This window comes from Pseudonocardia sp. T1-2H (assembly GCF_038039215.1).
In the GTDB taxonomy this organism is placed as follows: Bacteria; Actinomycetota; Actinomycetes; order Mycobacteriales; family Pseudonocardiaceae; genus Pseudonocardia.
The window spans coordinates 1,278,167-1,304,407 of sequence record NZ_JBBPCL010000001.1 but is presented as its reverse complement, the minus strand read 5'-3'; the positions used below and the strand labels follow the sequence as shown (position 1 = coordinate 1,304,407).

General features: G+C 73.6%; 18 protein-coding genes and 1 pseudogene. 9 read left to right on the top strand and 10 right to left on the bottom strand.

The window, feature by feature from the left end:
* Positions 1 to 7: 7 nt before the first annotated feature.
* On the bottom strand, positions 8 to 1,132 hold the full coding sequence (locus WBK50_RS06550; RefSeq protein ID WP_341334725.1) for a D-alanine--D-alanine ligase family protein: 1,125 nt from the start codon (positions 1,130 to 1,132) through the stop codon (positions 8 to 10).
* A gap of 54 nt (positions 1,133 to 1,186) precedes the next feature.
* On the opposite strand from WBK50_RS06550, the gene WBK50_RS06545 reads away from it, so the two are divergent.
* The 3 genes from WBK50_RS06545 (at position 1,187) to WBK50_RS06535 (ending at position 4,428) form a co-directional block, all read left to right on the top strand.
* Positions 1,187 to 1,621 (top strand): TIGR03618 family F420-dependent PPOX class oxidoreductase, encoded by a 435-nt coding sequence (locus tag WBK50_RS06545; protein WP_341334724.1) that lies wholly within the window; start codon positions 1,187 to 1,189, stop codon positions 1,619 to 1,621.
* A 129-nt stretch (positions 1,622 to 1,750) separates the two neighbouring features.
* Positions 1,751 to 3,694: an MFS transporter gene (locus tag WBK50_RS06540; protein ID WP_445942229.1), complete on the top strand. Its 1,944-nt coding sequence runs from the start codon at positions 1,751 to 1,753 to the stop codon at positions 3,692 to 3,694.
* Positions 3,691 to 4,428 carry an MSCRAMM family protein gene (locus WBK50_RS06535; RefSeq protein ID WP_341334723.1) on the top strand — a complete coding sequence of 246 codons (738 nt, stop codon included), beginning with the start codon at positions 3,691 to 3,693 and terminating at the stop codon, positions 4,426 to 4,428. The genes WBK50_RS06540 and WBK50_RS06535 overlap by 4 nt, the downstream gene beginning before the upstream one ends.
* A 3-nt stretch (positions 4,429 to 4,431) precedes the next feature.
* Here the strand turns inward: WBK50_RS06535 and WBK50_RS06530 are convergent, their stop codons facing one another.
* Together WBK50_RS06530 and pdxR are read right to left on the bottom strand one after the other, a co-directional pair.
* Positions 4,432 to 5,295 carry an alpha/beta fold hydrolase gene (locus tag WBK50_RS06530; RefSeq protein ID WP_341334722.1) on the bottom strand — a complete coding sequence of 288 codons (864 nt, stop codon included), beginning with the start codon at positions 5,293 to 5,295 and terminating at the stop codon, positions 4,432 to 4,434.
* 77 nt (positions 5,296 to 5,372) lie between these two features.
* Positions 5,373 to 6,752, bottom strand: a complete 1,380-nt coding sequence (gene pdxR, locus WBK50_RS06525; protein ID WP_341334721.1) for a MocR-like pyridoxine biosynthesis transcription factor PdxR — start codon at positions 6,750 to 6,752, stop codon at positions 5,373 to 5,375.
* A gap of 71 nt (positions 6,753 to 6,823) precedes the next feature.
* Here pdxR and WBK50_RS06520 point away from each other — a divergent pair, with 71 nt between their 5' ends.
* The 6 genes from WBK50_RS06520 (at position 6,824) to WBK50_RS06495 (ending at position 13,080) form a co-directional block, all read left to right on the top strand.
* Positions 6,824 to 7,471 (top strand): pyridoxamine 5'-phosphate oxidase family protein, encoded by a 648-nt coding sequence (locus WBK50_RS06520; protein ID WP_341334720.1) that lies wholly within the window; start codon positions 6,824 to 6,826, stop codon positions 7,469 to 7,471.
* A 77-nt stretch (positions 7,472 to 7,548) separates the two neighbouring features.
* Positions 7,549 to 7,908: a hypothetical protein gene (locus WBK50_RS06515; RefSeq protein ID WP_341334719.1), complete on the top strand. Its 360-nt coding sequence runs from the start codon at positions 7,549 to 7,551 to the stop codon at positions 7,906 to 7,908.
* A 52-nt stretch (positions 7,909 to 7,960) separates the two neighbouring features.
* Entirely contained in the window at positions 7,961 to 10,078 is a 2,118-nt protein-coding gene (locus WBK50_RS06510; protein WP_341334718.1) for a prolyl oligopeptidase family serine peptidase, read from the top strand.
* The gene (locus WBK50_RS06505) at positions 10,075 to 11,100 is read left to right on the top strand and encodes a mechanosensitive ion channel family protein (protein ID WP_341334717.1); all 1,026 of its coding nucleotides are present in this window, start codon (positions 10,075 to 10,077) and stop codon (positions 11,098 to 11,100) included. Before WBK50_RS06510 ends, WBK50_RS06505 begins: the two co-directional genes overlap by 4 nt.
* Before the next feature lie 18 nt (positions 11,101 to 11,118).
* Positions 11,119 to 11,502, top strand: coding sequence for a globin (locus WBK50_RS06500; protein ID WP_341334716.1), 384 nt, complete (start codon positions 11,119 to 11,121; stop codon positions 11,500 to 11,502).
* A gap of 39 nt (positions 11,503 to 11,541) precedes the next feature.
* A complete protein-coding gene (locus tag WBK50_RS06495) occupies positions 11,542 to 13,080 on the top strand; it encodes a glycoside hydrolase family 13 protein (RefSeq protein ID WP_341334715.1) in 1,539 nt (512 codons plus the stop codon).
* Positions 13,081 to 13,102: 22 nt separating this feature from the next.
* Here WBK50_RS06495 and WBK50_RS06490 read toward each other — a convergent pair whose 3' ends face one another.
* The 7 genes and pseudogenes from WBK50_RS06490 to WBK50_RS06460 all read right to left on the bottom strand — a co-directional run bounded on the left by WBK50_RS06490 (position 13,103) and on the right by WBK50_RS06460 (position 26,106).
* Complete coding sequence (locus tag WBK50_RS06490; RefSeq protein ID WP_341334714.1) at positions 13,103 to 13,753, bottom strand: hypothetical protein; 651 nt, start codon at positions 13,751 to 13,753, stop codon at positions 13,103 to 13,105.
* Positions 13,750 to 14,184 carry an acyl-CoA thioesterase gene (locus WBK50_RS06485; RefSeq protein ID WP_341334713.1) on the bottom strand — a complete coding sequence of 145 codons (435 nt, stop codon included), beginning with the start codon at positions 14,182 to 14,184 and terminating at the stop codon, positions 13,750 to 13,752. Before WBK50_RS06485 ends, WBK50_RS06490 begins: the two co-directional genes overlap by 4 nt.
* A 23-nt stretch (positions 14,185 to 14,207) precedes the next feature.
* Positions 14,208 to 14,795, bottom strand: a pseudogene (locus tag WBK50_RS06480) (alpha/beta hydrolase); the annotation flags it as partial.
* Positions 14,796 to 14,920: 125 nt separating this feature from the next.
* Complete coding sequence (locus tag WBK50_RS06475; RefSeq protein WP_341334712.1) at positions 14,921 to 19,696, bottom strand: NAD-glutamate dehydrogenase; 4,776 nt, start codon at positions 19,694 to 19,696, stop codon at positions 14,921 to 14,923.
* A 113-nt stretch (positions 19,697 to 19,809) separates the two neighbouring features.
* Positions 19,810 to 23,742 carry a hypothetical protein gene (locus WBK50_RS06470; protein WP_341334711.1) on the bottom strand — a complete coding sequence of 1,311 codons (3,933 nt, stop codon included), beginning with the start codon at positions 23,740 to 23,742 and terminating at the stop codon, positions 19,810 to 19,812.
* Between the two features lie 81 nt (positions 23,743 to 23,823).
* Positions 23,824 to 25,500 (bottom strand): energy-dependent translational throttle protein EttA, encoded by a 1,677-nt coding sequence (gene ettA, locus WBK50_RS06465; RefSeq protein WP_341334710.1) that lies wholly within the window; start codon positions 25,498 to 25,500, stop codon positions 23,824 to 23,826.
* A 24-nt stretch (positions 25,501 to 25,524) separates the two neighbouring features.
* Positions 25,525 to 26,106, bottom strand: a complete 582-nt coding sequence (locus tag WBK50_RS06460) for a single-stranded DNA-binding protein (protein ID WP_341334709.1) — start codon at positions 26,104 to 26,106, stop codon at positions 25,525 to 25,527.
* Positions 26,107 to 26,241: the final 135 nt, after the last annotated feature.

Sequence of the window (26,241 nt, the reverse complement as noted above, 5' to 3'; positions counted from 1 at the left end):
GCAGGGCTCAGCGCAGCCCGGTCCCCCGCGCGAGCGCCGTCTCGACGAGCGTCGTGAGCAGCGTGGGGTAGTCGACGCCGGTCTCCGCCCACATCCGCGGATACATCGAGATCGGGGTGAAACCGGGCATCGTGTTGACCTCGTTGACGGTCAGGTCGCCGTCCTCACCGACGAAGAAGTCGACCCGGGCCAGGCCCTGCCCGTCCAGCGCCCGGAAGGCGTCGATCGCCATCGCGCGGAGGTTCTCGGCGAGGTCCTCGTCGAGCTTGGCGGGGATGTCGAACTCGCAGGCGTCGTCGAGGTACTTGGCCTCGAAGTCGTAGAAGTCCGCCGTGCTGGCGACCAGCCGGATCTCGGCCGGCAGGCTGGCGCGGAGCGTGCCGTCCGGCAGCTCGAGCACCCCGCACTCGATCTCGCGGCCGACGACGGCCGCCTCGACCAGCACCTTCGGGTCGTGCTCGCGGGCGGTGGCGATCGCGGCGTCGAGGTCCGCCCAGTCCGACACCTTCGTGATCCCGACCGACGAGCCCGCCCGCGCGGGCTTCACGAACACCGGCAGGCCGAGGTCCGCACGCTCGGCCTCGGTCAGGGTCGCGGTCCCGCGCCGCAGCACGACGAGCCGGCCCGCCGGGATCCCGGCCGCGGCCAGCAGCTTCTTGGTGAACTCCTTGTCCATGCCCGCCGCGCTGGCGAGCACCCCGGCGCCCACGTAGGGCAGGCCGGCCATCTCCAGCAGGCCCTGCACCGTGCCGTCCTCGCCGAAGGGGCCGTGCAGCACGGGGAACACGACGTCGACCCCCGCGAGCACCTCGCCCGCGTGCTCGGGGTCCAGCCGGACGAGGCCGCCGCGGGTCGGGTCCCCCGGCAGGACGAGGGCGGCGGCCGAGCCGTCGACCTCGGGCAGCGTGCGTCCGGAGATCCGCAGCACCGACGGATCGTCCGTGCCCAGCACCCAGGAACCGTCCCGCGCGATGCCGACCGGCACGACGTCGAACCTCTCGCGGTCCAGGTGCGCAAGGACGCTTCCCGCCGAGACGCAGGAGATCGCGTGCTCGGAACTGCGGCCACCGAAGACGACCGCCACCCGCACACGGTCGGTTCGGGCGGTGCTGTCCACGTGGGCGTCGCTCATGACCGGCGAGCGTAGGCCACGGTCCCCAAGGGTGGCGCGTGCCACACTCGGGGCGTGAGCGCACAAGATCTGGAAGCCGTCCGGCACATCGTCCGCAAGGACAGCGGCCTGGCGAGCGTGGCCGTCGTCCGCGCGGACGGGACCCCGCACTCGTCGCTGGTCAACGCCGGGGTCCTCGACCATCCGACGAGGGGGGAGCCGGTGGTCGGGTACGTCACCTACGGACAGGTGAAGCTCCGCAACCTGCGTGCCCGGCCGGCGACCTCGGTGCTCTGGCGGGCGGGCTGGCGCTGGGCCGCCGTGGACGGGACGAGCGAGCTGATCGGGCCCGGGGACGTCGATGCGGAGACGCTGCGACTGTTGCTCCGCGCGGTCTTCGAGGCCGCCGGTGGCACGCACGACGACTGGGACACCTACGACCGGGTGATGCGGGAGGAGGGGCGGGTGGCGGTTCTGGTCGAGCCGGTCCGGGTCTACGGAAACGCTTGACCACGGGACTCTGGACCGATTCCACTGTGGGGCATCCCACGGCCTCTCCGGGAACTGCGGGCTCGACCGTGGCACGATGCAACAGTTAGCCTGAGACAACTAATCATCGAGTTTCGGGTGGGAGGCCTCGTGCCAGCCGAACAGTCGGCAGTGCTCGACCGGGCCGGTGGCGGCCAGGACGAGCCTGACCCCCGCTACAAGTGGATCGCGCTGTCCAACACCACGTTGGGCATGCTCATGGCGACCATCAACTCGTCGATCGTGCTCATCGCGCTGCCGGACATCTTCCGCGGCATCGGGATCAACCCGCTCCAGCCGTCCAACACCGGCTACCTGCTATGGATGATCATGGGCTTCCTGGTCGTCACCGCGGTGCTGGTGGTCGGCTTCGGGCGGCTCGGCGACATGTTCGGCCGGGTCCGGATGTACAACATGGGCTTCGCGATCTTCGCGATCGCCTCGGTGTTCCTCGGGATCACCTGGCAACAGGGCGACGCGGCCGCGATGTGGCTCATCGGCTGGCGCATCGTGCAGGGCGTCGGCGGCGCGTTCCTGATGGCGAACTCCAGCGCGATCCTCACCGACGCGTTCCCCGTCCGCCAGCGCGGGACGGCGCTGGGCATCAACGGGGTCGCGGCGATCGCCGGCTCGTTCCTCGGCCTGGTCATCGGCGGCCTGCTCGGCCCGGTGAACTGGCACCTCGTCTTCTTCGTGTCCGTGCCGTTCGGCGTCTTCGGCACGATCTGGGCGTACCTGAAGCTCAAGGACAACGGCAACCGCCAGCCCGCCAAGATGGACTGGTGGGGCAACATCACCTTCGCGGTGGGGCTCATCGCCGTGCTGGTGGGCATCACCTACGGCATCCAGCCCTACGGCGGCCACACCATGGGCTGGACGAGCCCGATGGTGCTCGGTTGCATCATCGGCGGCGTCGTCGTGCTGATCGGGTTCGGCGTCATCGAGACCAAGGTCGCGAAGCCGCTCTTCGAGCTCTCGCTGTTCCGGAACCGGCCCTTCACCCTGGGCAACCTGGCCAACCTGCTCGCCTCGCTCGGCCGCGGTGGCCTCCAGTTCGTGCTCATCATCTGGCTGCAGGGCATCTGGCTGCCCCAGCACGGCTACAGCTTCGAGCAGACGCCCCTCTGGGCGGGTGTCTACATGCTCCCGCTGACGATCGGCTTCCTGATCGCCGCGCCGATCTCGGGCTGGCTGTCCGACAAGTACGGCGCGAAGCTGTTCACCACCGGCGGCATGGTGATCAGCGCCGTCAGCTTCCTGCTCCTCGAGCTGCTGCCGGTGGACTTCGACTACTGGGTCTTCGCGCTGGTCCTGCTGCTCAACGGCCTCGGCATGGGCCTGTTCTCCTCGCCCAACCGGGCCGAGATCATGAACGCGTTGCCGGCCGACTCCCGCGGCGCGGGTGCCGGCATGACCGCGACGTTCCAGAACTCCGCCATGGTGCTGTCGATCGGCTTCTTCTTCAGCCTCATGATCGCCGGCCTGTCGAGCCACCTGCCGTCGGTGATGGAGAGCGGGCTGCTGCAGCACGGCGTGCCCGCGGCGGACGCGAGCCGGATCGCGGCCCTACCGCCCGTCGGCGTGCTGTTCGCGGCGTTCCTGGGCTACAACCCGGTCCAGGAGCTGCTCGGCGACGTCCTGAAGGTCATCCCGCCGGACCAGGCCGCGTTCCTCACCGGGCGCAGCTTCTTCCCGAACCTGATCTCCGGCCCGTTCTCCGACGGCCTGACCGCGGCGTTCTGGTTCGCCGTGATCGCCTGCCTGGTCGCCGCGGTCGCCTCGGCGTTCACCGGCAAGCGGGTCGTCCCGGGCGCCTCGCACGAGCCCGTCGGGCCGCGCTCGCGGCCGAGGGCGGCGAGCTCGTCGACGAGCAGGGCCTCTACGGGGACGTCGGCGCCCACAGGGGCGCGGTGGCCACGGCCGCCGTCGGGGCTGTGGGGGCGCCGGGCCTGGCCGGGGCGCCCGCGCCCGCCGAGCCGGAAACGGCCGGGTCGCTCGTCGGCGCGCTGCGCACCCCGCACGGCACCGCGATCGCGCAGGGCATCGTCACCGTGACCGCACCGGACGGTCGTCAGGTCGGGCGCACCCAGGTCGACCCGGCGGGCGGGTACGCGCTCTTCGGGCTCGGCGCCGGCACGTTCATGGTCGTCGCGACCGCGCCGGGCTTCCGGCCCGAGGTCGCCGCGGTGACGCTCGACGGCCGGGGCGCGCGGCAGGACTTCGACCTGCGCGGCGACGGCGCGGTGCACGGCATCGTCCGCAGCGGGAGCGGCCCGGCCGGGGTCCCCGGCGTGACGGTGCTGGCGCTCGACGCGGCGGGCCGGCTGACCGGCCGGGCCGTCACGGACCCCGACGGCACCTTCCGGATGGAGGGCCTGCCCGTCGGCCCGACGACGATCACCGCCACCCTCGCGGGCCGGGCGCCTCAGGCCACGTCGGTGCACGTCGTCGCCGAGGCGTCGGTGCCGGTGGAGCTGGCGATCAGCGCCGCCGGCGGCCTCGCCGGACAGGTCACCGGCCCGGACGGGCAGCCCCTGCCGAACGCGATGATCACGGTCGTCGACGTCGAGGGGACGGTCGTCGCGACCGCCACGAGCGGGAACGACGGCGGCTACCGCGTCCCCGAGCTCATGCCCGGCAGCTACACGGTCACGACGAGCGTGCACCTGCCCGGGGTGGCCCGGGTGGACCTCACGGGATCCGGGACCACCACGGCGGACGTGCAGCTCGGCGCCGTGGGCACGCCCCGCCGCCCCCGCACCGCACCGATGCCGATCGCGGGCGACTGAGCACTAGAGGAACCGGTGGACCGCCTCGGCCGTCTCGTCCGGGGCCTCGAGCGGGATGAAGTGGCCGACGTCGTCGAGCACCCGGAGCGTGTGGCCCGGCAGGGTCTTCTCCAGGCCCTCGGCGAACGTCGGCGGGTACAGCGGGTCGGCCGCACCCCAGAGCACCGACGCGGGGACGGCGACCGGCGGCGGGAACTCCGCGTCCCGGGCCGCGAGCGCGGCGAAGACCGTCGACGAGCCCGAGCGGTACCAGTTCACGCTGCGCGAGAACGCGCCCGGGCGGGCGTAGGCGCGCACCAGGTCGTCGAGGTGGTCCGGGTGGAAGGCCGCGGGCCGATGGCCCCAGTGCCCGTAGAAGTGCCGCAGGTAGGACAGCACCGCCTCCGGCCGGCCGTCGACGAGCTCGTCGGCCAGCCGCAGCTGGTGGAAGTCCTGGTACCAGAACTCCCCGCGGTGGTCCGGCTCCAGCGCGAGCGGCGCGGACGCCGGATGCATCGGGTTGCCGAGTACCAGGCCGGTCACCCGCTCCGGGGACTCCCGGGCGAACTGGATCGCGACGGACGAGCCGACGTCGTAGCCGACCAGCACCGCCCGCGCGATCCCCAGCGCGTCGAACACGTCCCGCACCACGCCGACCTGCGCGGCCCGGCCGAAGTGGTCCGCGTGCAGCTCCGCGTCCATGGAGCCGCCGAATCCGCGGAGGTCGATCGCGACGACGTCCGCGTCCGGCTCCAGCAGCGGGCGCAGGCACCGGTAGTCGATCCAGAAGCCCGGCCACCCGTGCAGGCAGACGACCGGCGGGCCGCTCCCGCCGCGCGTGTAGTGGACGCGCTGCCCCGCGCTGTCCCGGAGCTCGCCGTGCGGCACCGTGCCACAGCGGGCTGTCCGGCGGGAGGTCGGAGCGGGTGGACACGCCCAGACCGTAGGCGCGCCCGCCCGGTTCGTCACCGGGGAACGGGGTCGGGCACCCCGGACATCGCCTCCCGGAGTATCGCTGCGACGTGCGGGAGCGCAGCCCGCAGCTCGGCGCGGGTCGAGCCCGCGTAGCCGAGCACGATCCCCGGCGTCGACGTGGCGGCGTGGTGGCGCTCGAGCCCGTCGAGCGCGATCCCGGCTGCCTCGGCCCTGCGCAGCACCGCCCGTTCCGCGGCGACGTCCGGCAGCGGGACGACGACGTGCGCACCCGCCTCGTCGCCCAGCACCGTGATCCCGGCCAACGCCTCGACCACCGCCGCCCGCCGGCCGGCCAGCTCGCGGCGCAGCCGCCGGAGGTGCCGCGCCAGGTCCCCCGCCGCCGCGAACGCCGTGACCACCCGTTGCCCGGCCGGCGCGGGCCGGCTGCCGGTGCGTTCGCGTTCCCGTAGCACCGCCTCGCGCACGGCGGGCGGGGCGACGAGCCAGCCCGCGCCGAGCGTCGGCGTGAGGATCTTGCTGGTGGTCCCGAAGTGCGCGACGACGTCCGGGCCGAGCGCCGCGAGCAGCGGCAGCGGGGCGACGTCGTAGCGCAGCTCGCCGTCGTAGTCGTCCTCGAGGACCACGAACCCGGCCGCCCTGGCCCGCTCGACCAGCGCGACCCGCCGGGACGCGGGCAGCCGCCCGCCGAGCGGGAACTGGTGCGCGGGCGTGCAGTAGACGGCGGCGAGCCCGGCCGGGAGCGCGTCCACGACCAGGCCCGCGTCGTCGACCGGGACCCCGACGACGCGCAGCCCGGCGGACCGCAGCCCGCTGGCGGCCCGTTGGTACCCCGGCTCCTCGACGGCGACGACGGCGCCCGCGGGGAGCGTCCGGGCGACCTCGGCGATCGCGCCCGTGCTGCCGCCGGTGGCGAGGACGTCCGCCGGGTCCGCGGCGAGGCCCCGGTGCCGCAGCAGATGCTCGACGACGGCCGCCCGGAACTCCGGCAACCCCTCCGGCCTGGGCTCGGTGTCCGGCGCGGGGTCGGCGGCCGCCCGCCAGGCCCGGCGCCAGGCTCCGCGATCGAGCACCTCGGTGCACGGGACGCCGGCACGCATCACGACCAGGTCCGCCTCGGTGGCGCCTGCGTCCTCACGCCGCCGGGCCGGGAGCCGAGCCGGCGGCGCCGTCGTCACGTAGGTGCCCGCGCCCACCCTGCCCTCGACCCAGCCCTCGGCGAGCAGCTGCTCGTAGGCGGCGGCGGTGACCGTCCGGCTCAGGCCGAGGGTGGCGGCGAGCGCGCGCGTCGAGGGCAGCCGGTCCCCCGCGCGCAGCGTGCCGCCCGCCGCGGCCCCGCGCAGCGCCCCGGCGAGCTGCACGGCGAGGGGCTCGGCGCCGGAGCGGTCGAGCACGATCGGCGGGACGTCCACCGGATTGGCCTCCTCGATCCGAGCGGGAATGGCTCTCCCAGGATGCCACCACCGCGGCGCACACTCGGGAGGTGACCACCACGACCCCCCTGTCCCCCACCGGACGCAGCACGCTCGGCCGGCTCGGCGAGCGCGCCCGCACCGACCGCGCGGACCTCTACGCCGTGCTGGACGCCGGTCTCGTGTGCCACTTCGGGTTCGTCGCGGACGGGGCGCCCGTCGTGCTCCCCACCGGCTACGGCCGCATCGGCGACACGATCTACGTGCACGGCTCCTCCGGCGCGCGCTGGCTGCGCTCCGGCGAGATGCCGGCCTGCCTCACGGTCACCCACCTCGACGGGATCGTCTACGCCCGCGCGGTCTTCCACTTCTCGATGAACTACCGCAGCGCGGTCGTCCACGGCACCGCGCGCCCGGTCACGGACGAGACCGAGCGCCGGGACTCGCTGCGGGCGATCGTCGAGCACCTCGCGCCCGGCTCCTGGGAGCACGCGCGCACCCCGTCGCGCCGGGAGCTGGCCGCCACCGCGGTCCTCGCGATGGACCTCGCCGAGGCGAGCGTCAAGGTCCGCACCGGCCCACCCGGCGACGACGAGGAGGACATCACCGACGACGTCTGGGCCGGCGTCCTCCCCGTCCTCCCGACCTTCGGCGTGCCCGTCCCGGACGAGCACGTCCCGGCAGGTCGGGCCGTCCCGGAGCACGTCACGCGGCGGTAAATCCGTTGCTGCGGCGCGGCCCGGCCGCGCACCCTGACTCCCGACCGCACACCGACGGACCCGGGAGGAGCCGAACCATGACCGCCTACCGCGCCGAGGTCCGCCGGGACGACGAGGAGCTGATCGGCTTCGTCGAGCCGGACGGCGCCGGGAGCTGGCGCTACCTCACGGTGTTCGGGGGTGAGCTCGGCACGGCCGTGGACGAGGGGTCGGCCGTGGCCGAGCTGCACCGGCTCGGGCTGGGCGTGCTGGCCGAGCGCTGGTGGTTCCGCGGCGAGCCGGTGACCATCGTGGAGGCGTCGCCCTGCCGGGTCCTCGCCCAGGTCGGCGGGTTCGCCGGGATGGCGCTGGTCATCACCCCCGGGGCACCGGACGCGCACGAGACCACCGAGCTGACGGGTGCGGAGCTCGCCGAGCTGAGCCTGCGGCGTCCTTAGGGCGGCAACCGCCTCCCGGCGACCCTGATCGGGTGACGTACGCTCCCGACGCGTGAGCACGCCCGAACGGACCCGCCCCTATCCGGGCGCAGAACGGCTCGATCTCGTCGAGGAGCTGCACGGGCACCGCGTCGCCGATCCGTACCGCTGGCTCGAGGACCCCGAGGACCCGCGCACCCGCGAGTGGTCGGCCGCGCAGGACGACCTGGCCCGCGGCCTGCTCGACGCCCTCCCCGGCCGGGACGTCCTGGACGCCCGGCTGCGCGCCCTGCTCTCCGCGGGGTCGATCTCGGTGCCGCTCTGGCGCGCCGGCCGGGCGTTCTTCTCCCGCCGCGAGCCGGGCCAGGAGCACGCGGTGATCTACACGCGCAGCCCGGACGGGGTCGAGAAGGCGCTGCTGGACCCGATGGTGCTGGACCCCACCGGGCTCACCACGCTGGACAGCTGGGTGCCGGACCTCGAGGGCCGCCGGGTCGCCTACCAGGTCTCCGCGGGCGGCGACGAGCAGTCCGTGCTGTACGTCCTGGACGTCGAGTCCGGGGAGCTCGTCGACGGACCGATCGACCGCTGCCGCTACTCCGCAGTGTCCTGGATGCCGGGCGGGGACGAGTTCTTCTTCGTCCGCAAGGTCGCCCCCGGCGAGATGGGCGAGGGCCAGGACGACTTCCACCGGCGGATCTGGCGGCACCGCGTCGGCGCCCCGACGGAGCAGGACTCGCTGGTCACCGGCTCGGGGCTCTACGAGGACCACACCTACTACGGCGTCCGGGTCTCCCGGGACGGCCGGTGGCTGATCGTCAGCGCGAACGTCGGCACGGCCCGCCGGGACAGCCTGTGGATCACCGAGCTGGGCGCCGGCAGGACGGCGGAGCTGACCACGATCCTCACCCAGGCCGACGACGTCCGCGCCGTCGCCTGGGTCGACCGCGACGACCGCCTGTACCTGCACACCACCGACGGCGCCCCGCGCTGGAAGCTCGCCGTCACCGACCCCCGCACGCCCGGCCGCGAGCACTGGCGGGACCTCGTCGGCGAGGACCCGGAGTCCGTCCTGGAGGGCGTCCGCTGGTTGGAGCCCGCGCCCGGGAGCGGGCAGGAACCGCAGCTCGTGCTCGCCCGCGCGCGGCACGCCGTCGCGGAGCTGGCCCTGCACGACGTCGACGGGACGCCCCGGGGCACCGTGCCGCTCCCCGGCACCGGCTCGCTGACCGGGCTGACGGTGCCGGACCGGGACACCCCGCAACGCGACGGCTCCCTCTGGATCGGTTGGACGGACCTGGTCACGCCGCCGCAGGTGCACCGGTACGACCGGGTGAGCGGGGAGACGGTCCTGGAGAGCACCGCGCCCGGGGACGTGACCGTCCCGGACGTGCGCACCGAGCAGCGCGAGTTCACCTCCCGGGACGGCACGACCGTCCGGATGTTCGTCGTCACGCCCGCCACCGGCGAGGGCCCGTGGCCGGCGATGGTGACCGGCTACGGCGGGTTCGGGATCAGCCGCGAGCCGGCGTACACGTCGTCCGCGCTGGCCTGGGTCGCGGCGGGCGGCGCGTACGCGCTGGTCAGCCTCCGGGGAGGCGGCGAGGAGGGCGAGGAGTGGCACCGCGCGGGCAACCGCGGGCGGAAGCAGAACGTCTTCGACGACTTCCACGCCGCCGCGGAGTCCCTCATCGCCTCCGGCACCACGACGCCCGGGCAGCTCGGTATCTCCGGCGGCTCCAACGGCGGCCTCCTCGTCGGCGCGGCGCTCGTCCAGCGCCCGGACCTCTACCGCGCCGTGGTCTGCTCGGCGCCGCTGCTGGACATGGTGCGCTACGAGGAGTTCTCCCTCGGCCGCACCTGGAACGACGAGTACGGCACGGCCGCGGACGCCGACGAGCTCGGCTGGCTGCTCTCCTACTCGCCCTACCACCAGGTGCAGGGCGGCATCGAATACCCCGCCGTGCTGTTCACCGTGTTCGAGTCGGACTCCCGGGTGGACCCGCTGCACGCCCGCAAGATGTGCGCGGCGCTGCAGGACGCCACCACGGGCGAGGTCACGACCCGTCCCGTCCTGTTCCGCCGCGAGACCGACGTCGGGCACGGCGCCCGCTCGATCTCCCGCAGCGTCGCGCTGTCGGTGGACACGCTCGCCTTCCTCGCCGCCCACACCGGTCTGGAGCTCGTATGACCCCTGCAACCCCGATCCCGGCGACCATCCCCGACGCGGTGCAGACCGCCCTCGCCGAACCCCCCGCCTGCACCGCCGCCCCCGCCAGCTGGTGCGCCCGCTTCTACCACTGGACGAACAACGGGTCGCTGGCCAGCGCCGCGGACGCGGTCGTGACGCCCACCCTGCGGATCGTCCTCATCCTGGTCATCGCCCTGGGGGTCCGGCACCTGCTGCATCGCTCCATCACCCGCCTCGTCGCGGGCGCCACCAACGGGCACGTCACCAAGCTTCTGGGCCGCGCCCCGAAGCGGCTCCGGGCCGGGGCGAACCCGCTGGTCACCGCGCGGCGCGCGCAGCGGGCCCGGACGATCGGCTCGGTGCTGCGCTCGATCACGTCCGCGGTGGTGCTGCTGATCGCCGCGGTGATGATCCTCGCCGAGTTCGGGGTGGCCCTCGGGCCGATCCTGGCCTCGGCCGGGATCGTCGGCGTCGCCGTCGGCTTCGGCGCGCAGAACCTGGTCCGGGACTTCCTGTCCGGCATGTTCATGCTCCTCGAGGACCAGTACGGCGTCGGGGACATCGTGGACCTGGGCGAGGCCAGCGGCGTCGTCGAGACGGTCGGCCTGCGGATCACCACGGTGCGGGACCATCAGGGCACGGTCTGGTACGTCCGCAACGGCGAGATCCTGCGCGTCGGCAACAAGTCGCAGGGCTACGCCGTCGCCGTCGTCGACCTGCCGCTGGCGCACACCGCGGACATGACGCAGGCGGGCGAGCTCGCCGGCCGCATCGCCGCGAGCCGGGTCGAGGGTGAGGACATCAAGGACGACGTGCTCGAGCCGCCGGAGGTCCTGGGCGTCGAGAAGGTGACCGCGGAGGGTGTCACGCTGCGGCTGACCGTCAAGGTCAACCCGGGCAGGCAGTTCGCCGTGCAGCGCGCGCTGAATGCCGCCATCACCGACGAGTTCGACGAGCACAACATGCCCCGGCCCGGGCCGTTCGCCACCCGTGGCGCAGCCGACGGTGCCGCGGCGAGCTGAGCCGGGGAGACTGTAGGAGTGAGCGCACCACAGAACTTCTATGCCGAGGTGGGCGGTGAGAAGATCTTCCACCAGATCGTCCACCGCTTCTACGAACAGGTCGCCGTCGACGAGATCCTCCGGCCGCTGTATCCGGAGGAGGACCTGGGCCCCGCCGAGAACCGGCTCCGGATGTTCCTGGAGCAGTACTGGGGCGGCCCGCGCACCTATTCGGAGCAGCGCGGGCACCCCCGGCTGCGCATGCGGCACTCCCCGTTCACGGTCGGGCCGCTCCAGCGGGACGCGTGGCTGCGGTGCATGCGGATCGCCGTCGACGAGGCGGAGCTCGACGAGCCGCACCGTGCGCAACTGTGGAACTACCTGGAGTACGCGGCCGCGAGCATGGTCAACTCACAGGTCTGAAAAGCGGGATTCCGGCTGCGGATTTGGCAGGATGATCGTGTGCGGTGGTGGCAGGAGGCGGTCGTCTACGAGGTCTACGTCCGTAGCTTCGCCGACTCCGACGGTGACGGGGTGGGCGATCTCAACGGCATCCGGGGCCGGCTCGGCTACCTGGAACTCCTCGGCGTCGACGCGCTCTGGCTGACCCCGTTCTACCGCTCCCCCATGGTCGACCACGGCTACGACGTGGCGGACCCCCGGGACGTCGACCCGCTGTTCGGGGACCTGGAGTCGTTCGACGCCCTGCTCGCCGAGGCGCATCGGCGCGGCATGCAGGTGGTCGTGGACCTCGTCGGCAACCACACGTCGACCGAGCACGAGTGGTTCCGCGGGGCGGTGGAGTCCGCGCCGGGCAGCCCCGAGCGGGCCCGCTACCACTTCCGGCCGGGCCGCGGCCGGAACGGGGCCGAGCCGCCGAACAACTGGCGCAGCGTCTTCGGCGGTCCGGCGTGGACCCACGTGCCGGGCCCCGGTGGCGAGCCCGGCGAGTGGTACATGCACCTCTTCACCGCCGACCAGCCGGACCTCGACTGGACCAACCCGGAGGTCTGGGCGGACACGGAGAAGACGATCCGGTTCTGGGCGGACCGCGGCGTCGACGGGTTCCGCATCGACGTCGCCCACGGGATGGCCAAGCCGGAGACCCTGCCGGACGACCTGCGCCAGCCCGGCTGGACCCCGCTCGGGGACCGGGACAACGACCCCCGCTTCGACGATCCGGGCGTCCACGACGTCCACCGGATGATCCGCGCCGTGCTGGACCACTACCCCGGTCGGATGGCCGTCGGCGAGGTGCTGGTCGGCGACGACGAGGCGTTCGCCCGGTACGTGCGTCCGGACGAGCTGCACCAGGCGTTCGGGTTCCGGCTGCTGCACGCGCCGTTCGAGGCCGACGCCGTCCGGGCCGCGATCGACCGCACCCTCGCGACCTTCGCGGGCGTCGGGGCGGAGCCCACCTGGACGCTCGCGAACCACGACGTCCCGCGGGCGGTGACCCGCTACGGCGGCGGCGACGTCGGCACCGCGCGGGCCCGGGCGATGGCGCTGGTCGTGCTGGCCCTGCCCGGCTCGGTGTACCTGTACGAGGGCGAGGAGCTGGGCCTGCCGGACGTCGAGCTGGCGGAGGAGGTGCTGCAGGACCCCTCGGGCCGCGGCCGCGACGGGTGTCGGGTCCCGATGCCCTGGGACGCCGAGCCCCCCGGGTACGGGTTCACCACCGGCGCCGCGTGGCTGCCGATGCCGCAGGAGTACGGCCGGCTCACCGTGGCGGCACAGCTGGAGGACGTGGGCTCGACGCTCTCCCTGTACCGGCGCGCCCTGGAGCTGCGGGCGAACCATCCGGGCTTCGCCGGGGACGCGGTGGAGTGGTACGGCGCCCCGCCCGGCTGCTTCGCCTTCCGCCGCAGCGCCTCGACGCTGGTCTGCGCCCTCAACGCCTCGTCGGTCCCGGTGCCGCTGCCGCCGGGGGACGTCCTGCTCACGAGCGTGCCGCTGGTGGACGGGGAACTCCCGCCGAACGCGGCGGCCTGGCTCACCTGATCGGCCGTTCCGGCAGGTGGGGCTACGTGAAGAGGGGCAGGCTGAGGACCCGCCGCCGGACGACCGCGCCGTAGCGGGCGTCCAGGCGCATCCACGAGCCCGTCGCCGAGATCCGCACCACCGGGGTCTCCCCCGCCGGACCGGCCCCAGTGTCCGCGCCCCCGAGGAACCCCATCCCGGACAGCGCGAACAGCGCCCGCATCGGCACCTTGACCCCGCCCCGCACCCCGGAGCCGGTCACCGTCAGCACCGTCTGGTCCAGCAGGGACGACGGCGGCCCGTGGGCGCTGCCGTGCTCCCGCGCCAGCGCGAGCCCCCGTTCGGTGAGCTGCTCCAGCTCGGCGGCCGGGACGTCGTCGACGGGCGCCCAGCCCCTGTCCGGCGGCAGCTCCCCCGCCCACAGCCCGAACCCCGGGCCCGGGTCGATCTCCTCGGACCGGTCCACCGCCAGGGCGGTGAGCAGCGCGGTCGCGTCGACGGTGACCTCGTCCGGCTCCATGACGCCGGCGACGGAGCGGGTGGCCAGGACGTCGAAGGGGGTGGCGGCCCAGGCCGTCACCCGGTGCGCCGACGCCCGGAGCGTGACCTGGGCGGTCTGGTCGAGGCGGACGACGCGCGCGGTGAACGCGCCGAGGTCGTCCCGCTCGGACGGGTCGGCGAGCCGCAGGGTCACGACACGACCGCCGGAGTGTCCGCCCAGCGCTGCAGGAACGCGCGTTCCTCCGGGGTCAGCCGGCGCGGGCGCTGCGCCGCGAGATCGACCATCGCCATCCGGGTCACGCCGACGGCCGCGACAGGGGAGTCCTCGTCCGGCCCGTCATGCAGGTCGTAGTCGATGGTGAACGAGGCCGCGCGCAGCTGCCGCACGGCCATCGTCACCCGCAGCGGTTGCGCCCGGTACGGGATCTGCCGCCGGTAGTCGACCTCGAGGCCCGCGACCAGCAGGCCGCCGCCGAAGGAGCCGACTCCCGCCGCGGACGCCTCGGTGAACAGCAGTCCGATCCGGGCCTCCTCGAGGAGCGTGACCGTCCGGGCGTGGTTGACGTGGCGGTAGGAGTCCTGATCGGTCCAGCGCAGGGGGACGTGCGCGACGTAGCGAGCCACGCCGCAAGCCTCTCAAACCGCGGTTACCCGCCGGTCACCAGGCCCAGCAGGACGTCCGTGAACTCCACCGGGCGGCTCAGCGCCATCAGGTGCCCGCCCGGGGCCTCGTGCAGCTCCAGCCCGAGCCGCTCGCGCACGACGCGGCGCTGGAACTCCAGCGGGAACAACCTGTCGTCGACGCCCTGGACCACCGACGTGGGCACGTCCGGCCAGGCGTCCAGCGGCCAGGGCTGGGCGAACGAGAAGCCGGACTGCGGCTGGTCCCCGCCGGCCATCGCCTCGTCGGTCACGTCCTGCGGGACGTCGTGGAAGAAGTCCCCCGGCATGTCCAGGGGCCCGAAGCCGGCCTCCTTGCGCGCCTGTTCCTGCCCGGTCGCGCCCCACCACTCCCCCGCGGTCTCGCCGGGGGCCGGCACCATCGGGTTGGCCAGGACGAGCCGGCGGGCCGGGATCCGCGCGCAGACCAGGGGCCCGGTGAAGGCCCCCATCGACTGCGCGACGACGACCGGTTCGCTCCGGTCCCCGAGGGCCGCCAGCGACGCCTCGCTGTACTCGGGCCAACCGGCCGTCTCGTCCGCCGCGGGAAGGTCGACGGCGATCGGTTCGTGGCCGCGACGGCTCGCCCTCGGCGCTCACGAGGTGCCAGTACCAGCGCCGCCGGCCCCGGGGATGAGCAGGAAGGTGGTCACCCTTCTCCGACTCCCCGGGGCGCCGTGACTCATCGGCCGACTCTCCTCTATCGGGCGAGCCCCCGCAGCTGTCGGGACACCACCGAGAGCGTGGCCAGGTCCAGCTGTCCCGCACCCGCGATCTCCTGCAGCGCCGCCCGCGCCCGGACCAGCTTCGACGCGTTCGCCCGCTCCCACTGGGTGATGGCCTCCCGGACCGGCGTCCCGGGCGCGGCCTCGCGCAGCGCGTCGAGGGTGATCGAGCGCAGCGAGCCGTAGAGGTCGTCCCGCAGCGCCAGCCGGGCGAGCTGGTGCCAGCGGTCCCCGCGCGGCAGCGCGCTGACCGAGGTCTGCGCGACGTCGACGCCGAGGTGGTCCGAGAGCGCGTAGTACAGCGTCGCGACCTCGAGGGGCTCCCGCGGCTCGCTGTCCCGCTCGGACAGCTCGACCAGCTCGACGACGTCCAGCAGCGCGTAGCTGTGCAGCGCCGTGGCGGAGCGGATCGCGAGCGCCTCCGGCACGCCCTCGCCGACCAGCCCCTCGATCCGCGCGGCGACCTGGTCCCGCTCGCGGCCGACGAGCAGCTCCGGCAGCCGGTCCCGCAGGTCCCGGACCTTGCCGCCGAACCGGGCGGTCTCGGCGCCGACGGCGAGCGGCTGCGGCCGGTTGGCCAGGAACCAGCGCGACGCCCGGTCCAGCAGCCGCCGGGACTCGCGCACGATCCGGTCCGCGACGGCCACCGGCAACCCGGCCGAGCGTGCCTCCTCCCACAGCTGCGGCAGGTCGAACACGTGCGTCGTCACGGCGTAGGCGCGCACCGCGTCCGACGGGCCGGCGGAGGTCTCCTCGCCGAGGCGGAACGTGTACGTCAGGCCGCCGCCGTCGACCATCTCGTTGACAAGCATCGTCCCGACGATCTCCCGGCGCAGCGGGTGCCGCGAGATCGCGTCGGCGAACCGCGCGCGGAGCGGGCGCGGGAAGTACTCGGCGAGCCGGGCGGCGAACGCCGGGACCTCCGGCAGCTCCGTGTCCAGCAGCCGGTGCGTCAGGTCCAGCTTGGTGTGGGCCAGCAGCGTGGAGAAGCTGGGGCTGCTCAGGCCCTCGCCGGCCGCCTCCAGGGCGGCGAACCGCGCCTGGTCCGGCAGCACCTCCAGGGCACGGTCGAGCCCGGTGCGTTCCTCCAGGTCCGCGACGAGCCGGGCGTGCACGTTGGCCATCTCCCCGGCGTGCGAGCGCCCCACCCCCAGCACCGCGTTCTGGTCCACGTTGTCCTGCAGGACGAGTGCGGACACCTCGTCCGTCATCTCCACGAGCAGCGCGTTGCGGTCCTCGTGCCCCAGCTGCCCCGCCGCCACCAGCCGGTCCAGCAGGATCTTGATGTTGACCTCGTGGTCCGAGCAGTCCACCCCGGCGGAGTTGTCGATCGCGTCGGTGTTGACCCGGCCGCCGGCGCGGGCGAACTCGATGCGCCCGCGCTGGGTGAGGCCGAGGTTGCCGCCCTCGCCGACGACCTTGACCCGCAGCTCCCGGCCGTCGACGCGGATCGCGTCGTTGGCCTTGTCGCCCGCGGCCGCGTGAGTCTCGGTGCTCGCCTTCACGTAGGTGCCGATCCCGCCGTTCCACAGCAGGTCCGCGGGCGAGAGCAGGATGGCGTGGATCAGCTCCGGCGGGCTGAGCCTGGTGACGTGCGCGGGCAGGCCGAGAGCCTCGCGCATCTCCGGCCCGACCGGCACGGACTTCGCGGTACGCGGCCACACCCCGCCACCGGGGCTGATCGCGGACCGGTCGTAGTCGTCCCAGGACGAGCGGGGCAGCGCGAACAGCCGGGCGCGCTCGGCGAAGCCCCGCGCGGCGTCCGGCGTCGGGTCCACGAAGACGTGCCGGTGGTCGAACGCCGCGACGAGCCGGATGTGCTCGGACAGCAGCATCCCATTCCCGAAGACGTCACCGGACATGTCCCCGACGCCGACGACCGTGATCTCCTGGCTCTGCGTGTCCACCCCGAGCTCGAGGAAGTGCCGCTTCACGCTCTCCCAGGCGCCCTTGGCCGTGATGCCCATGGCCTTGTGGTCGTAGCCGACCGAGCCGCCGGAGGCGAACGCGTCGCCGAGCCAGAAGTCGTAGGACGCCGCGACCTCGTTGGCGACGTCGGAGAACTTCGCCGTGCCCTTGTCCGCCGCGACGACGAGATAGGAGTCGTCCCCGTCGTGCCGCACGACGTCCGGCGGTGGCACGGTCTCCCCGCCCACGAGGTTGTCCGTGACGTCCAGCAACCCGGAGATGAAGGTCCGGTAGCACGCCTCGACCTCCGCCGGATCCGGCCGCGCGGCGCGCACGACGAAGCCGCCCTTGGCGCCGACGGGCACGATCACGGCGTTCTTCACGGCCTGCGCCTTGACGAGGCCGAGGATCTCGGTGCGGAAGTCCTGCGGGCGGTCCGACCAGCGCAGGCCGCCGCGCGCGACCGGCCCGAACCGCAGGTGCACGCCCTCGACGCGGGGCGAGTACACGAAGATCTCGAACCGCGGGCGGGGTGCGGGCATGTCCGGCACCGCGCTCGGGTCGATCTTGAAGGAGAAGAAGGGGCGCTCGCGGAACCAGTTCGTCCGCAGCGTCGCGGTGATCATCGCGAGGTAGCCGCGGAGGATGCGGTCCGCGTCCAGGCCCGTGACCTCGTCGATCAGCGTGGTGACGCGGGAGAGGGCCTCCTCGTGCGCCTTGTCCCGGGTGTCCTCGGCGAGCGTCGGGTCGAACCGGGCGCGGAACAGGCTGACCAGGGCGCGGGCGACCTCGGGCTGGGCGAGGAGCGTGTCCGCCATGTACTGCGCGCCGAACGTGCTGCCGACCTGCCGGGAGTAGCGGGCGTAGGCGCGCAGGACCGCAGCCTCCCGCCAGTGCAGGCCCGCGCGCAGGACGAGCGCGCTGAAGCGGTCCGGCTCGGCCTCGCCGGACCAGGCGGCGCGGAACGCGGCGCAGAAGTCGAGCTCGACGCGGTCGGGGGCGTAGACCGGATCGGTCCCGGCGGAGTCGACCCGCAGGCCGAAATCGTAGAGCCAGCACCGGCGGCCGTCCGGCAGCACGAACTCCGACGGGTGCTCGTCCACCACCTCGACGCCGAGGTACTGCAACGTCGGCAGGATCCGGGTCAGCGTGACCGGCGAGTCCGCCAGGTAGAGGGTGAGCCGCAGGTCCGTGTCCGTGACGTCGCCACCCGAGCCGCCGTGCCGGACCTCGCGGTGCAGCCGGACGTCGAAGCCCTTCTCGGGGAGGGCCAGCAGGCGTCGCAGGTCGTCGACCGCGCGGGCCGGGGGCACCGCCGCCTTGTAGGACTCCGGGATGCCGGCGAGCAGCCCGGGGACGGACCCGACCTTGGTCCCGATCCGGTCGATCAGCCGGTCGTCCCAGGTGCGGGCGGCCTCGGTGAGCTCGTCCTGCAGCGTCTGCAGGTCCACCTCCGCCGCCGGCCGCGACGGGTCCGTCTGCACGGTGAAGTGGACGAGCGCGAGGTTCGCCTCGCTGACCCGCGCGGTGTAGTCCGAACCGGTGCCGCCGAGGTGGCGGGCCAGGACGTCCGCCATCGCCAGCCGGCTCGTCGTCGTGTAGCGGTCCCGCGGCAGGAAGACCAGGCAGGACACGAAACGGCGGTACGGGTCCCGGCGCAGGAATACCCGCACCGCCCGCCGTCCCGCCATCGCGAGGACACCCGTCGCGACGTCGTGCAGGGTCTGCTCGGTGGAGCTGAACAGCTCCTCCCGCGGCAGCGTGGAGAGCACCTCCAGCATCTGCTGCCCCGAGTAGGAGTCCATCGGGTAGCCGGCCCGGCGGATCGCGCCGCGGACCCGCCGGGCGACGAGCGGGATGTCCAGCACGTTCTCGTGCAGCGCGGGGACGGTGAGCATGCCGAGGAAGCGGTGCTCGCCGGTGGCGTTGCCCTCGTGGTCGAACGTGCGGATGCCGACGTAGTACGGGAAGACCGGGCGGAGCACCCGGCTCGGGACGCTGGCCCGGGTGAGGATCAGCAGGTCCTTGCGGCTGGTCTCGCCGGTGTCCGGGGCGAAGGAGCGGGCGACGAGGCTGTCCCGGCGCAGCACGCCGAGCCCGGACGCGAGCTCGGGGCGCAGCGCGGTGCCGTCCCCGCTGCCGTCGACGACGTAGTGACGGTAGCCGAGGAACGTGAAGTGGCCGTCGTCGGTGAGCCAGCGCAGGAATTGCGCGAGGTCGTCCCGCTCCGAGCCGGGCCCCGCCACGACCCCCCGTGGCAGGAGCTCCTCGGCGAGCAGCTCGTCCGCCAGGTCCCGCATCCGCACCAGCATGCGGTCGCTGTCCTCGACGACCTCCCGCACGTCGTGCAGGGTGCGCAGCAGCTCGTCCCGCAGCCGGTCGGGCGAGAGGCCGTCCGTCGGCTGCAGGTCCAGGCGCATCCAGGACTCGGCCAGCGAGCCGGCGGGCGGTGCGTCCGGGTCCGCCTCGGTGAGGATCTCGCGGATCTCGCCGGTGACGGTGCGGCGCACGACGACGATCGGGTGCAGCAGTCGCCGGGCCGCGCTGCCGACGCGGCCGACGCCCGCGAGGACGGACTGGACGAGGAACGGCATGTCGTCGGTGACGATCTCGACGACGATCGCGCCGTCCGCCGCCCGGACCTCGACCAGAGGTTCGCCGGCGAGGCGGCGCTGCGCGACGAGGCGCTGCTCGCGCGCGACGGTCGCGATGTCGGCGAGGGGAGCGACGTCGTCCGGGAGGCGTTCGGGTTCGGGGGTGTGGCGCGTGTACAGCCGGACGAGACGGGCACTCTCGTCGTCGGCCGACTCCGCGGCGGTTGTCTGCTCACGGGCTCGGCTCATCACACAGTGCTCCGGGGGACTACAGGGGGTGACAGAACCCCACCAACCCTAGCCCTACCGAGGGGCGCGGGGATGGCGGGGCGACGGCCCGTCGACGGGTCGTCGCCACGTCGTCAGAGCCCCCGGTAGGCGGCCAGGGCTCCGGCGAGCAGGTCACCGAGGCCGAGATTCTCCCCGAAATCGGTGGGGTCGTCCGAGGTGGCGGGCGTTTTGCCGGGGCGCTTGCTGGCGGGGTCGTCGTCCGTGTCGTCCCGGTCGGTGTCGTCCCGGTCGGTGCTGGCCTGGGCCGGGCTGCTCTCGTCCGTCCGGCTCGGGTCCGTTCGGCTCCGGTCTGGCCGGTTCGTGTCTGCCCGGCTCCCCTCAGCCGGGATCGCGTCCGCCCGGCCGGCGTCCTCCCGGCCGGCAGCCGCCCGGCCGGTCTCCTCGCCGTTCCGAGCGCCGTCGTCTCCGGGGCGCGGGCCGTCCGCCGGGAGGTCGGCGCCGTCCACTGTGTCCGCGGAGACGTCCCGCGACCGGCGGCGCCGGCGACCGCCCTCGGCGCCGTCCTCCGCGGGCTGCCGGGAACCGCGAATCGGTGTCGGTGCATCCGTCGGGTCGGCCACGTCCGCCCCACGTCGCGGACGCCCGGACTCGACGCTCTCCTCGTCGTCGCGGTGCCGCCGCCCTCCGCTGCCGGGCCGGATCTCCAGATCCGAGATGTGGAACGAGCTGTCGTCCGCGCGACGGCGACGCGACCCGGATGCACGGAGAGTCACGGACCGTGTGGAGTTCTCGGCCGGCGTGCCTTCGGCGTCGGAACCCTCGCGCTCAGCAGACGCCGGTCCGTGGCCGGCAGTCTCCCTGCGGGCACGCCGGCCGCTCGGCTCGTCGCCGTCGTGGCGCCCGTTGCGCGACGCGAGACCCTCCGACCGCTCCCCGTCGGCCGTCTCGTCGCGGCGCCGGCGGCCCGCGCCCGCTCGTCCCGACGTGTCACCGATGTCCGTGGCTGAGCCGGAGGGCCCAGGGACCGATGTCTCCGCGACGGCTCCGCTCGCTTCCCGGTAGAGAAGGTCACCGAGCAGCGGCCCGCTCTCCTCCTCCGCCGCGGAGCCCGAGAACTCGCCGAGCACGTAGCTCGCCGGCCCGAGCGGATCGCCCGCAGCCGCCCGGCGTCTGGCCCGCCGACCAGGGGTGCGCCGCGCATCGTCGCCCTCGGCCCGGGTGTCCTCGCTCGTCCGGCCCTGCTCGTCCGCCTGGCTGCCGTCCACCGCGCCGCTGTCCGACGGCCCACCGTCCCGGAGGCCGCCGTCCGCGAGGTCGCCGTCCCTGAGCCCGCTGTCCGTGAGGCCACCGTCCGTGAGGCCACCGTCCCTGAGCCCGTCGGAGTCGTCCGCGGTGGGGTGCCGCCGTCGCGCGGGCTCGGCGGAGGCCACGATGTCCTGGATGAGCTGCACGCCGGCGCGGCCGTCCGTGCCGTGGACGCTGCCCCGCAACCGCGCCCCCGCCAGGCCGTGGGCCGGGTCGAGGTGGTCCGCGAGCTCGCGCAGCACAGGGTGCAACCACGCCGCGGTCGCGGCCCGGCCGTGTCCGGGAAGCACGACGACCAGTTCGTCCGGCCCGTCGTCCCGCACGCCCGCGTGGACGGGCAGGTGCTCCCGGATCCGTTCGGTCAGTCCCCGCAGCGCTTCCTGCGCAGGCCGGGTGGTCATCCGCTCGTCGCCCCGGACGAGGTCGACGACGACCGAACTGCCGAAGGCCGACCGGGTGAACTGCTCGCCGGCACCTGTGCCACGGCCGTCCGGCTCGCGGTCGTCGACCTCGTCGTTCGTGTCGGCCGCGCCGCGGGAGCCGTGCCGGGCGGCAGAACCAGCAGCACCACGTGCGTCATCCGAGCTGGTCAGGTGCTCGCCCGTGGCACGGGCGCCCGAGGTGGCGTGACGCGTTGCCCGCCCGCCCTTCGCGACCGGGATCTCGTCGGAGGTCTGCTCGGCGTCCACATGTCGGTCGGTGTCCGGACCCGACGAATGACGGGCCGCGGGCGCTGTTGCGTCCTGGTCCGTCGGCTCGACAGCCATGCGAGCCCGGCCTGGGGGGTCCTGAGCCGCTGTGTCCGGCGCGGCACGGCCCGGGGTCACGCTGTCCGAGCCCGCGGGCGACCCCCATACGCGATCGAGTTCGGCGATGGCCGCGCGCAGCCAGTCGCTCGCACCCTCCGCCGGGACGGACGAGCTCGCCTCCGTGGCGCTGTCGTCGACCGTTGCCGCACCCCGTCCGGGTGTCCCGGTCGCACGGTGACCGTTGCGCTCGGAGCCGTCGGACACCGACGCGGACCTCCGACGGCGACCGGTTCGGATGTCCGCGGGGGCCTCGCTCTGAGTCTCGGAGTCTCTCGCGTCCTCGCTCGGTACGCGGAGGCCATCGCTGCCGGTGCCGGCGGTCGCGCCGCTGCGGCTGCCGCCGCCAGGGGTCCGGGCGCCCTCGGTCCGGGCGCCCTCGGTCCGGGCGCCCTCGACACCATTCTTCGGCGCGTCGCCACCCCGTGTACCGCTGACCTCAGCGGCACCTTCCGCGGAGCCGTTGCGCGACGGGCCGTCGTTCGCCCGCTCCTGGCCGGCCAGGTCACCGTTCACGTGGTGACCGTTCGTCAGTCCGTCGTGCGCCAGGAGGCCGTCGGCTCGGAGCTCGGCCGCGAGAGCGTCCCCGAGCGGCGAGCCCTTCAGCAGCTCGCGCAGCACGTCGCGCGCCTCCCCCTCGGCGCCGGGCTGCGGAGCCGCACGGCGGCGGCGCGGGGGGCGAGCCGGGACCTCGGCGGCCACCGGATCCGACGCAGGGGTCGACGTCCGAGCGGGCGCGGGCGTCTCTTCCCGATTTCCGGGCAAGGCTCCGTCGGCCGCCGGCACGGCCACGAGCCGTCGCTCATCGTCACCGGACGCGGCGCGGCGCCGTCCGCCCGTCCGCGTCGCCTCCACCTGGTCCCGCTGCGGTTCCCGACGGCTCGGAGCGGCCTCCCAGGAGTCCGGTGCGCCCAGGGTGGTGAGCAGCGCCCGGAAGCGGCGTCCTCGTTCCTGGTCCGTGCGTTCGGCCGCGACGCCCGCGCGCATGGACGCGAGCGCAGCCTCGACGTTGGCGGCCTGCTCCTCGAGCCCGGCGAGCGCGGTCCGGCATGCGGACACCAGCGACGGCGTGTTCGCGGCCGCCGCCATTTCCGCCGCCTCAGCCAGCCCCCGCCGTGTGGAATCGACGTCTCCGGCCGTGGCCCGAGCGATCGAGAGCCGCAGCTGGACCGCCTGCCGGCTGGGCAGGCCACCGGTCCGGGCCCCGCTGATCGACTCCGCGGCGGCCCGCGCCTCGTGGACGCGGTCGTGATCGAGCAGGGTGCCGATCCACTGGGCGCCGAGGGCGTCGGCCAGGTGCCCGCACAGGGCGACGGTGGCCTCTTCGGAGGGCAGCACGCCGAGCTGCCGAAGGCCGTCGACGGCCGCCGAGACGGCGTCGTCGCATCTGCCGGCCGCCCGCTGAACCGCGGCCATGACCAGCGCGTACACCGCTGCAGGCCCCTGGCCGGGCAACCGCATCGAGGCCGTGCGTGCCCGCGCGAGCAGCTCGTCGACGCCCTTCGCCTCGTCCGCCAGCGCACACCGGACGAGCACGACGAGCGCGTCCAGTTCCAGCTCGGCGGAACCGTCCGCCGCCTCCAGCGCGACGGAGGCGAGCGCGCGGGCGTCCGCCACGTCGCCGTTCTCCTGGGCGAGCCCGGCGAGCTCGACGCAGAGCCGGACGCCGTCGGACGTGATCAGCGCTCCGCGCCGGGCCATGGTCCGCAACCGGTCCACGACGTCCGCAGCGGCCTCACGCCCGTCACCGGTCGCGGACCGGCCGTGGACGTACCACCCGGAGGCGGCGAGCCACAGCGGCCGGTCCCCTTTGGCCAGGGACCGCTGGGCCACGTGCTCGGCGATCCCGGCCGTGAGGTCCGGTCGGCTCCAGCGCAACGAGGCGGCGACGGGGAGGAGAGCACCTCCCGAGAACTCGTCGCCCGCCTCGCTCCGAATACCCGTGGTCGCCACGCAGCAGCCTCCCGTGTACCCCGTCGATCCGGGTCCGTCCGGCACCTCGCACGACCACCGCATCACGCGGCGGTGTGGCCCTCAGTCGCGAGTGAGCTTACGGTGCGTGACACGGTGCGGTCGCGCGGCCTCCGCCCCGAGGCGTTCCACCTTGTTCTTCTCGTAGGACTCGAAGTTGCCCTCGAACCAGAACCAGGCCGCCGGGTTCTCGTCCGTGCCCTCCCACGCGAGGATGTGGGTGACGACGCGGTCCAGGAACCAGCGGTCGTGGGAGATCACGACCGCGCAGCCCGGGAACTGCTCGAGCGCGTTCTCCAGCGACCCCAGCGTCTCGACGTCCAGGTCGTTCGTCGGCTCGTCGAGCAGGATCAGGTTCCCGCCCTGCTTGAGCGTGAGCGCGAGGTTCAGCCGGTTCCGCTCACCGCCGGAGAGGACACCCGCCGGCTTCTGCTGGTCCGGGCCCTTGAACCCGAACGCCGCCACGTAGGCCCGGGACGGCATCTCCGTCTGGCCGACCTGGATGTAGTCCAGCCCGTCCGAGACGACCTCCCAGACGTTCTTCTTGGGGTCGATGCCGGCACGGTTCTGGTCGACGTAGGAAAGGTGAACCGTGTCCCCGACCTTCACGATCCCCGAGTCCGGCTGCTCGAGCCCGACGATCGTCTTGAACAGCGTCGTCTTCCCGACACCGTTCGGGCCGATCACGCCGACGATGCCGTTGCGCGGCAGCGTGAAGGACAGGTCCTTGATCAGCTGGCGCCCGTCGAAGCCCTTGTCCAGGTGCGCGACCTCGACGACGGTGCTGCCCAGACGCGGACCCGGCGGGATCTGGATCTCCTCGAAGTCCAGTTTGCGGGTGCGGTCCGCCTCCGCCGCCATCTCCTCGTACCGGTCGAGCCGCGAACGGCTCTTCGCCTGCCGGGCCTTCGGGTTCGAGCGGACCCAGGCCAGCTCCTCCTTGAGGCGCTTCTGCAGCTTGGCGTCCTTCTTGCCCTGGACGGCGAGCCGCTCCCCCTTCTTCTCCAGGTACGTCGAGTAGTTCCCCTCGTACGGGAAGGTCCGGCCGCGGTCCAGCTCGAGGATCCACTGGGCGACGTTGTCGAGGAAGTACCGGTCGTGGGTGACCGCGAGCACGGCACCGGGGTAGCTGCTGAGGAACTGCTCGAGCCACAGGACGCTCTCCGCGTCCAGGTGGTTCGTCGGCTCGTCGAGCAGCAGCAGGTCCGGCCGGGAGAGCAACAGCTTGCAGAGCGCCACACGGCGCCGCTCCCCACCGGAGAGGAGCTTGACGTCGGCATCCCCCGGCGGGCAGCGCAGGGCGTCCATCGCCTGCTCGAGCTGCGAACCGAGGTCCCACGCGTCCGCGTGGTCCAGCTCCTCCTGGAGCTGGCCCATCTCCTCCATCAGCGCGTCCGAGTAGTCCGTCGCCATCTGTTCGGCGATCGCCTCGTACCGGTCGAGCTTCTGCTTGATCTCTCCGACGCCCTCCTCCACGTTCCCGAGGACGGTCTTCTCCTCGTTCAGAGGGGGCTCCTGCTGCAGGATCCCGACCGTCGCCCCGGGCGCGAGGATCGCGTCGCCGTTGTTCGGTTGGTCCAGCCCCGCCATGATCTTCAGCACGCTGGACTTACCGGCGCCGTTCGGCCCGACGACGCCGATCTTCGCCCCCGGATAGAAGCTGATCGACGCGTTCTCGAGGATGACCTTGTCGCCGTGCGCCTTGCGCACATTTCTCATGGTGTAGATGAACTCCGCCACGACAACGATGGTAGTTCGGCCTGCTCAGGACCTTCCGGCCGGTACGCCCGCCTCGGCCAGATCCGCCAGGTCGTCGAGCCCGGAGCGCTCGCGGGCCTCGTCGAACGGCTCGTCGCCGTAGTCGTCGAAGGGTTCCGACCGGTCCGGCATGCCGGTGACCGGCCGGAGCTCGGCGAGGCCGTCTCGTTCCGTGGCGTCCCGTGGCGAGCCGTCCTGGTGCTCTCCCGGGGCCGGAAGGGGCTGGTCGCGCCTCGTCCGCGTGACGGCGGCGGTGCAGCGGTTCAGGTCCGGCCCGACGGCCTCGGCCTCCATCTCCACCGAAAGGCGGGTCTGGCCGTCCTTCTCGTACTCCCGCGTCTGCAGGCGTCCGTGGACGATGACCGGGTCGCCCTTCGCGAACGTCGCGAGGACGTTCTGGCCCAGCCTGCGCCAGCACGTGACGGAGATGAAGGTCGTAGCCACCTCCGTCCACTCACCGGTCTGCCGGTCCAGCCGGCGATGGTTGTGCGCGATCCGGAAGCTCGCCAGCTCGGTGCCGTCGTTCAGACGTTTCCGGCTCACGACGTTCACGATGTTGCCCACCACGGTCGTCTTCATCTCGTTCATGCCCTTGCTCCGATCCGTCGTTCGTTGCGACGCATCGAGCATTGCCCGGATGAGGGCCGTCGAGGAGACCGATCGTGTTCCTGTGGATGCTTGAGGCGGGATGTGGATGAACGAGTCCCCGCAGGACTGCTTCCG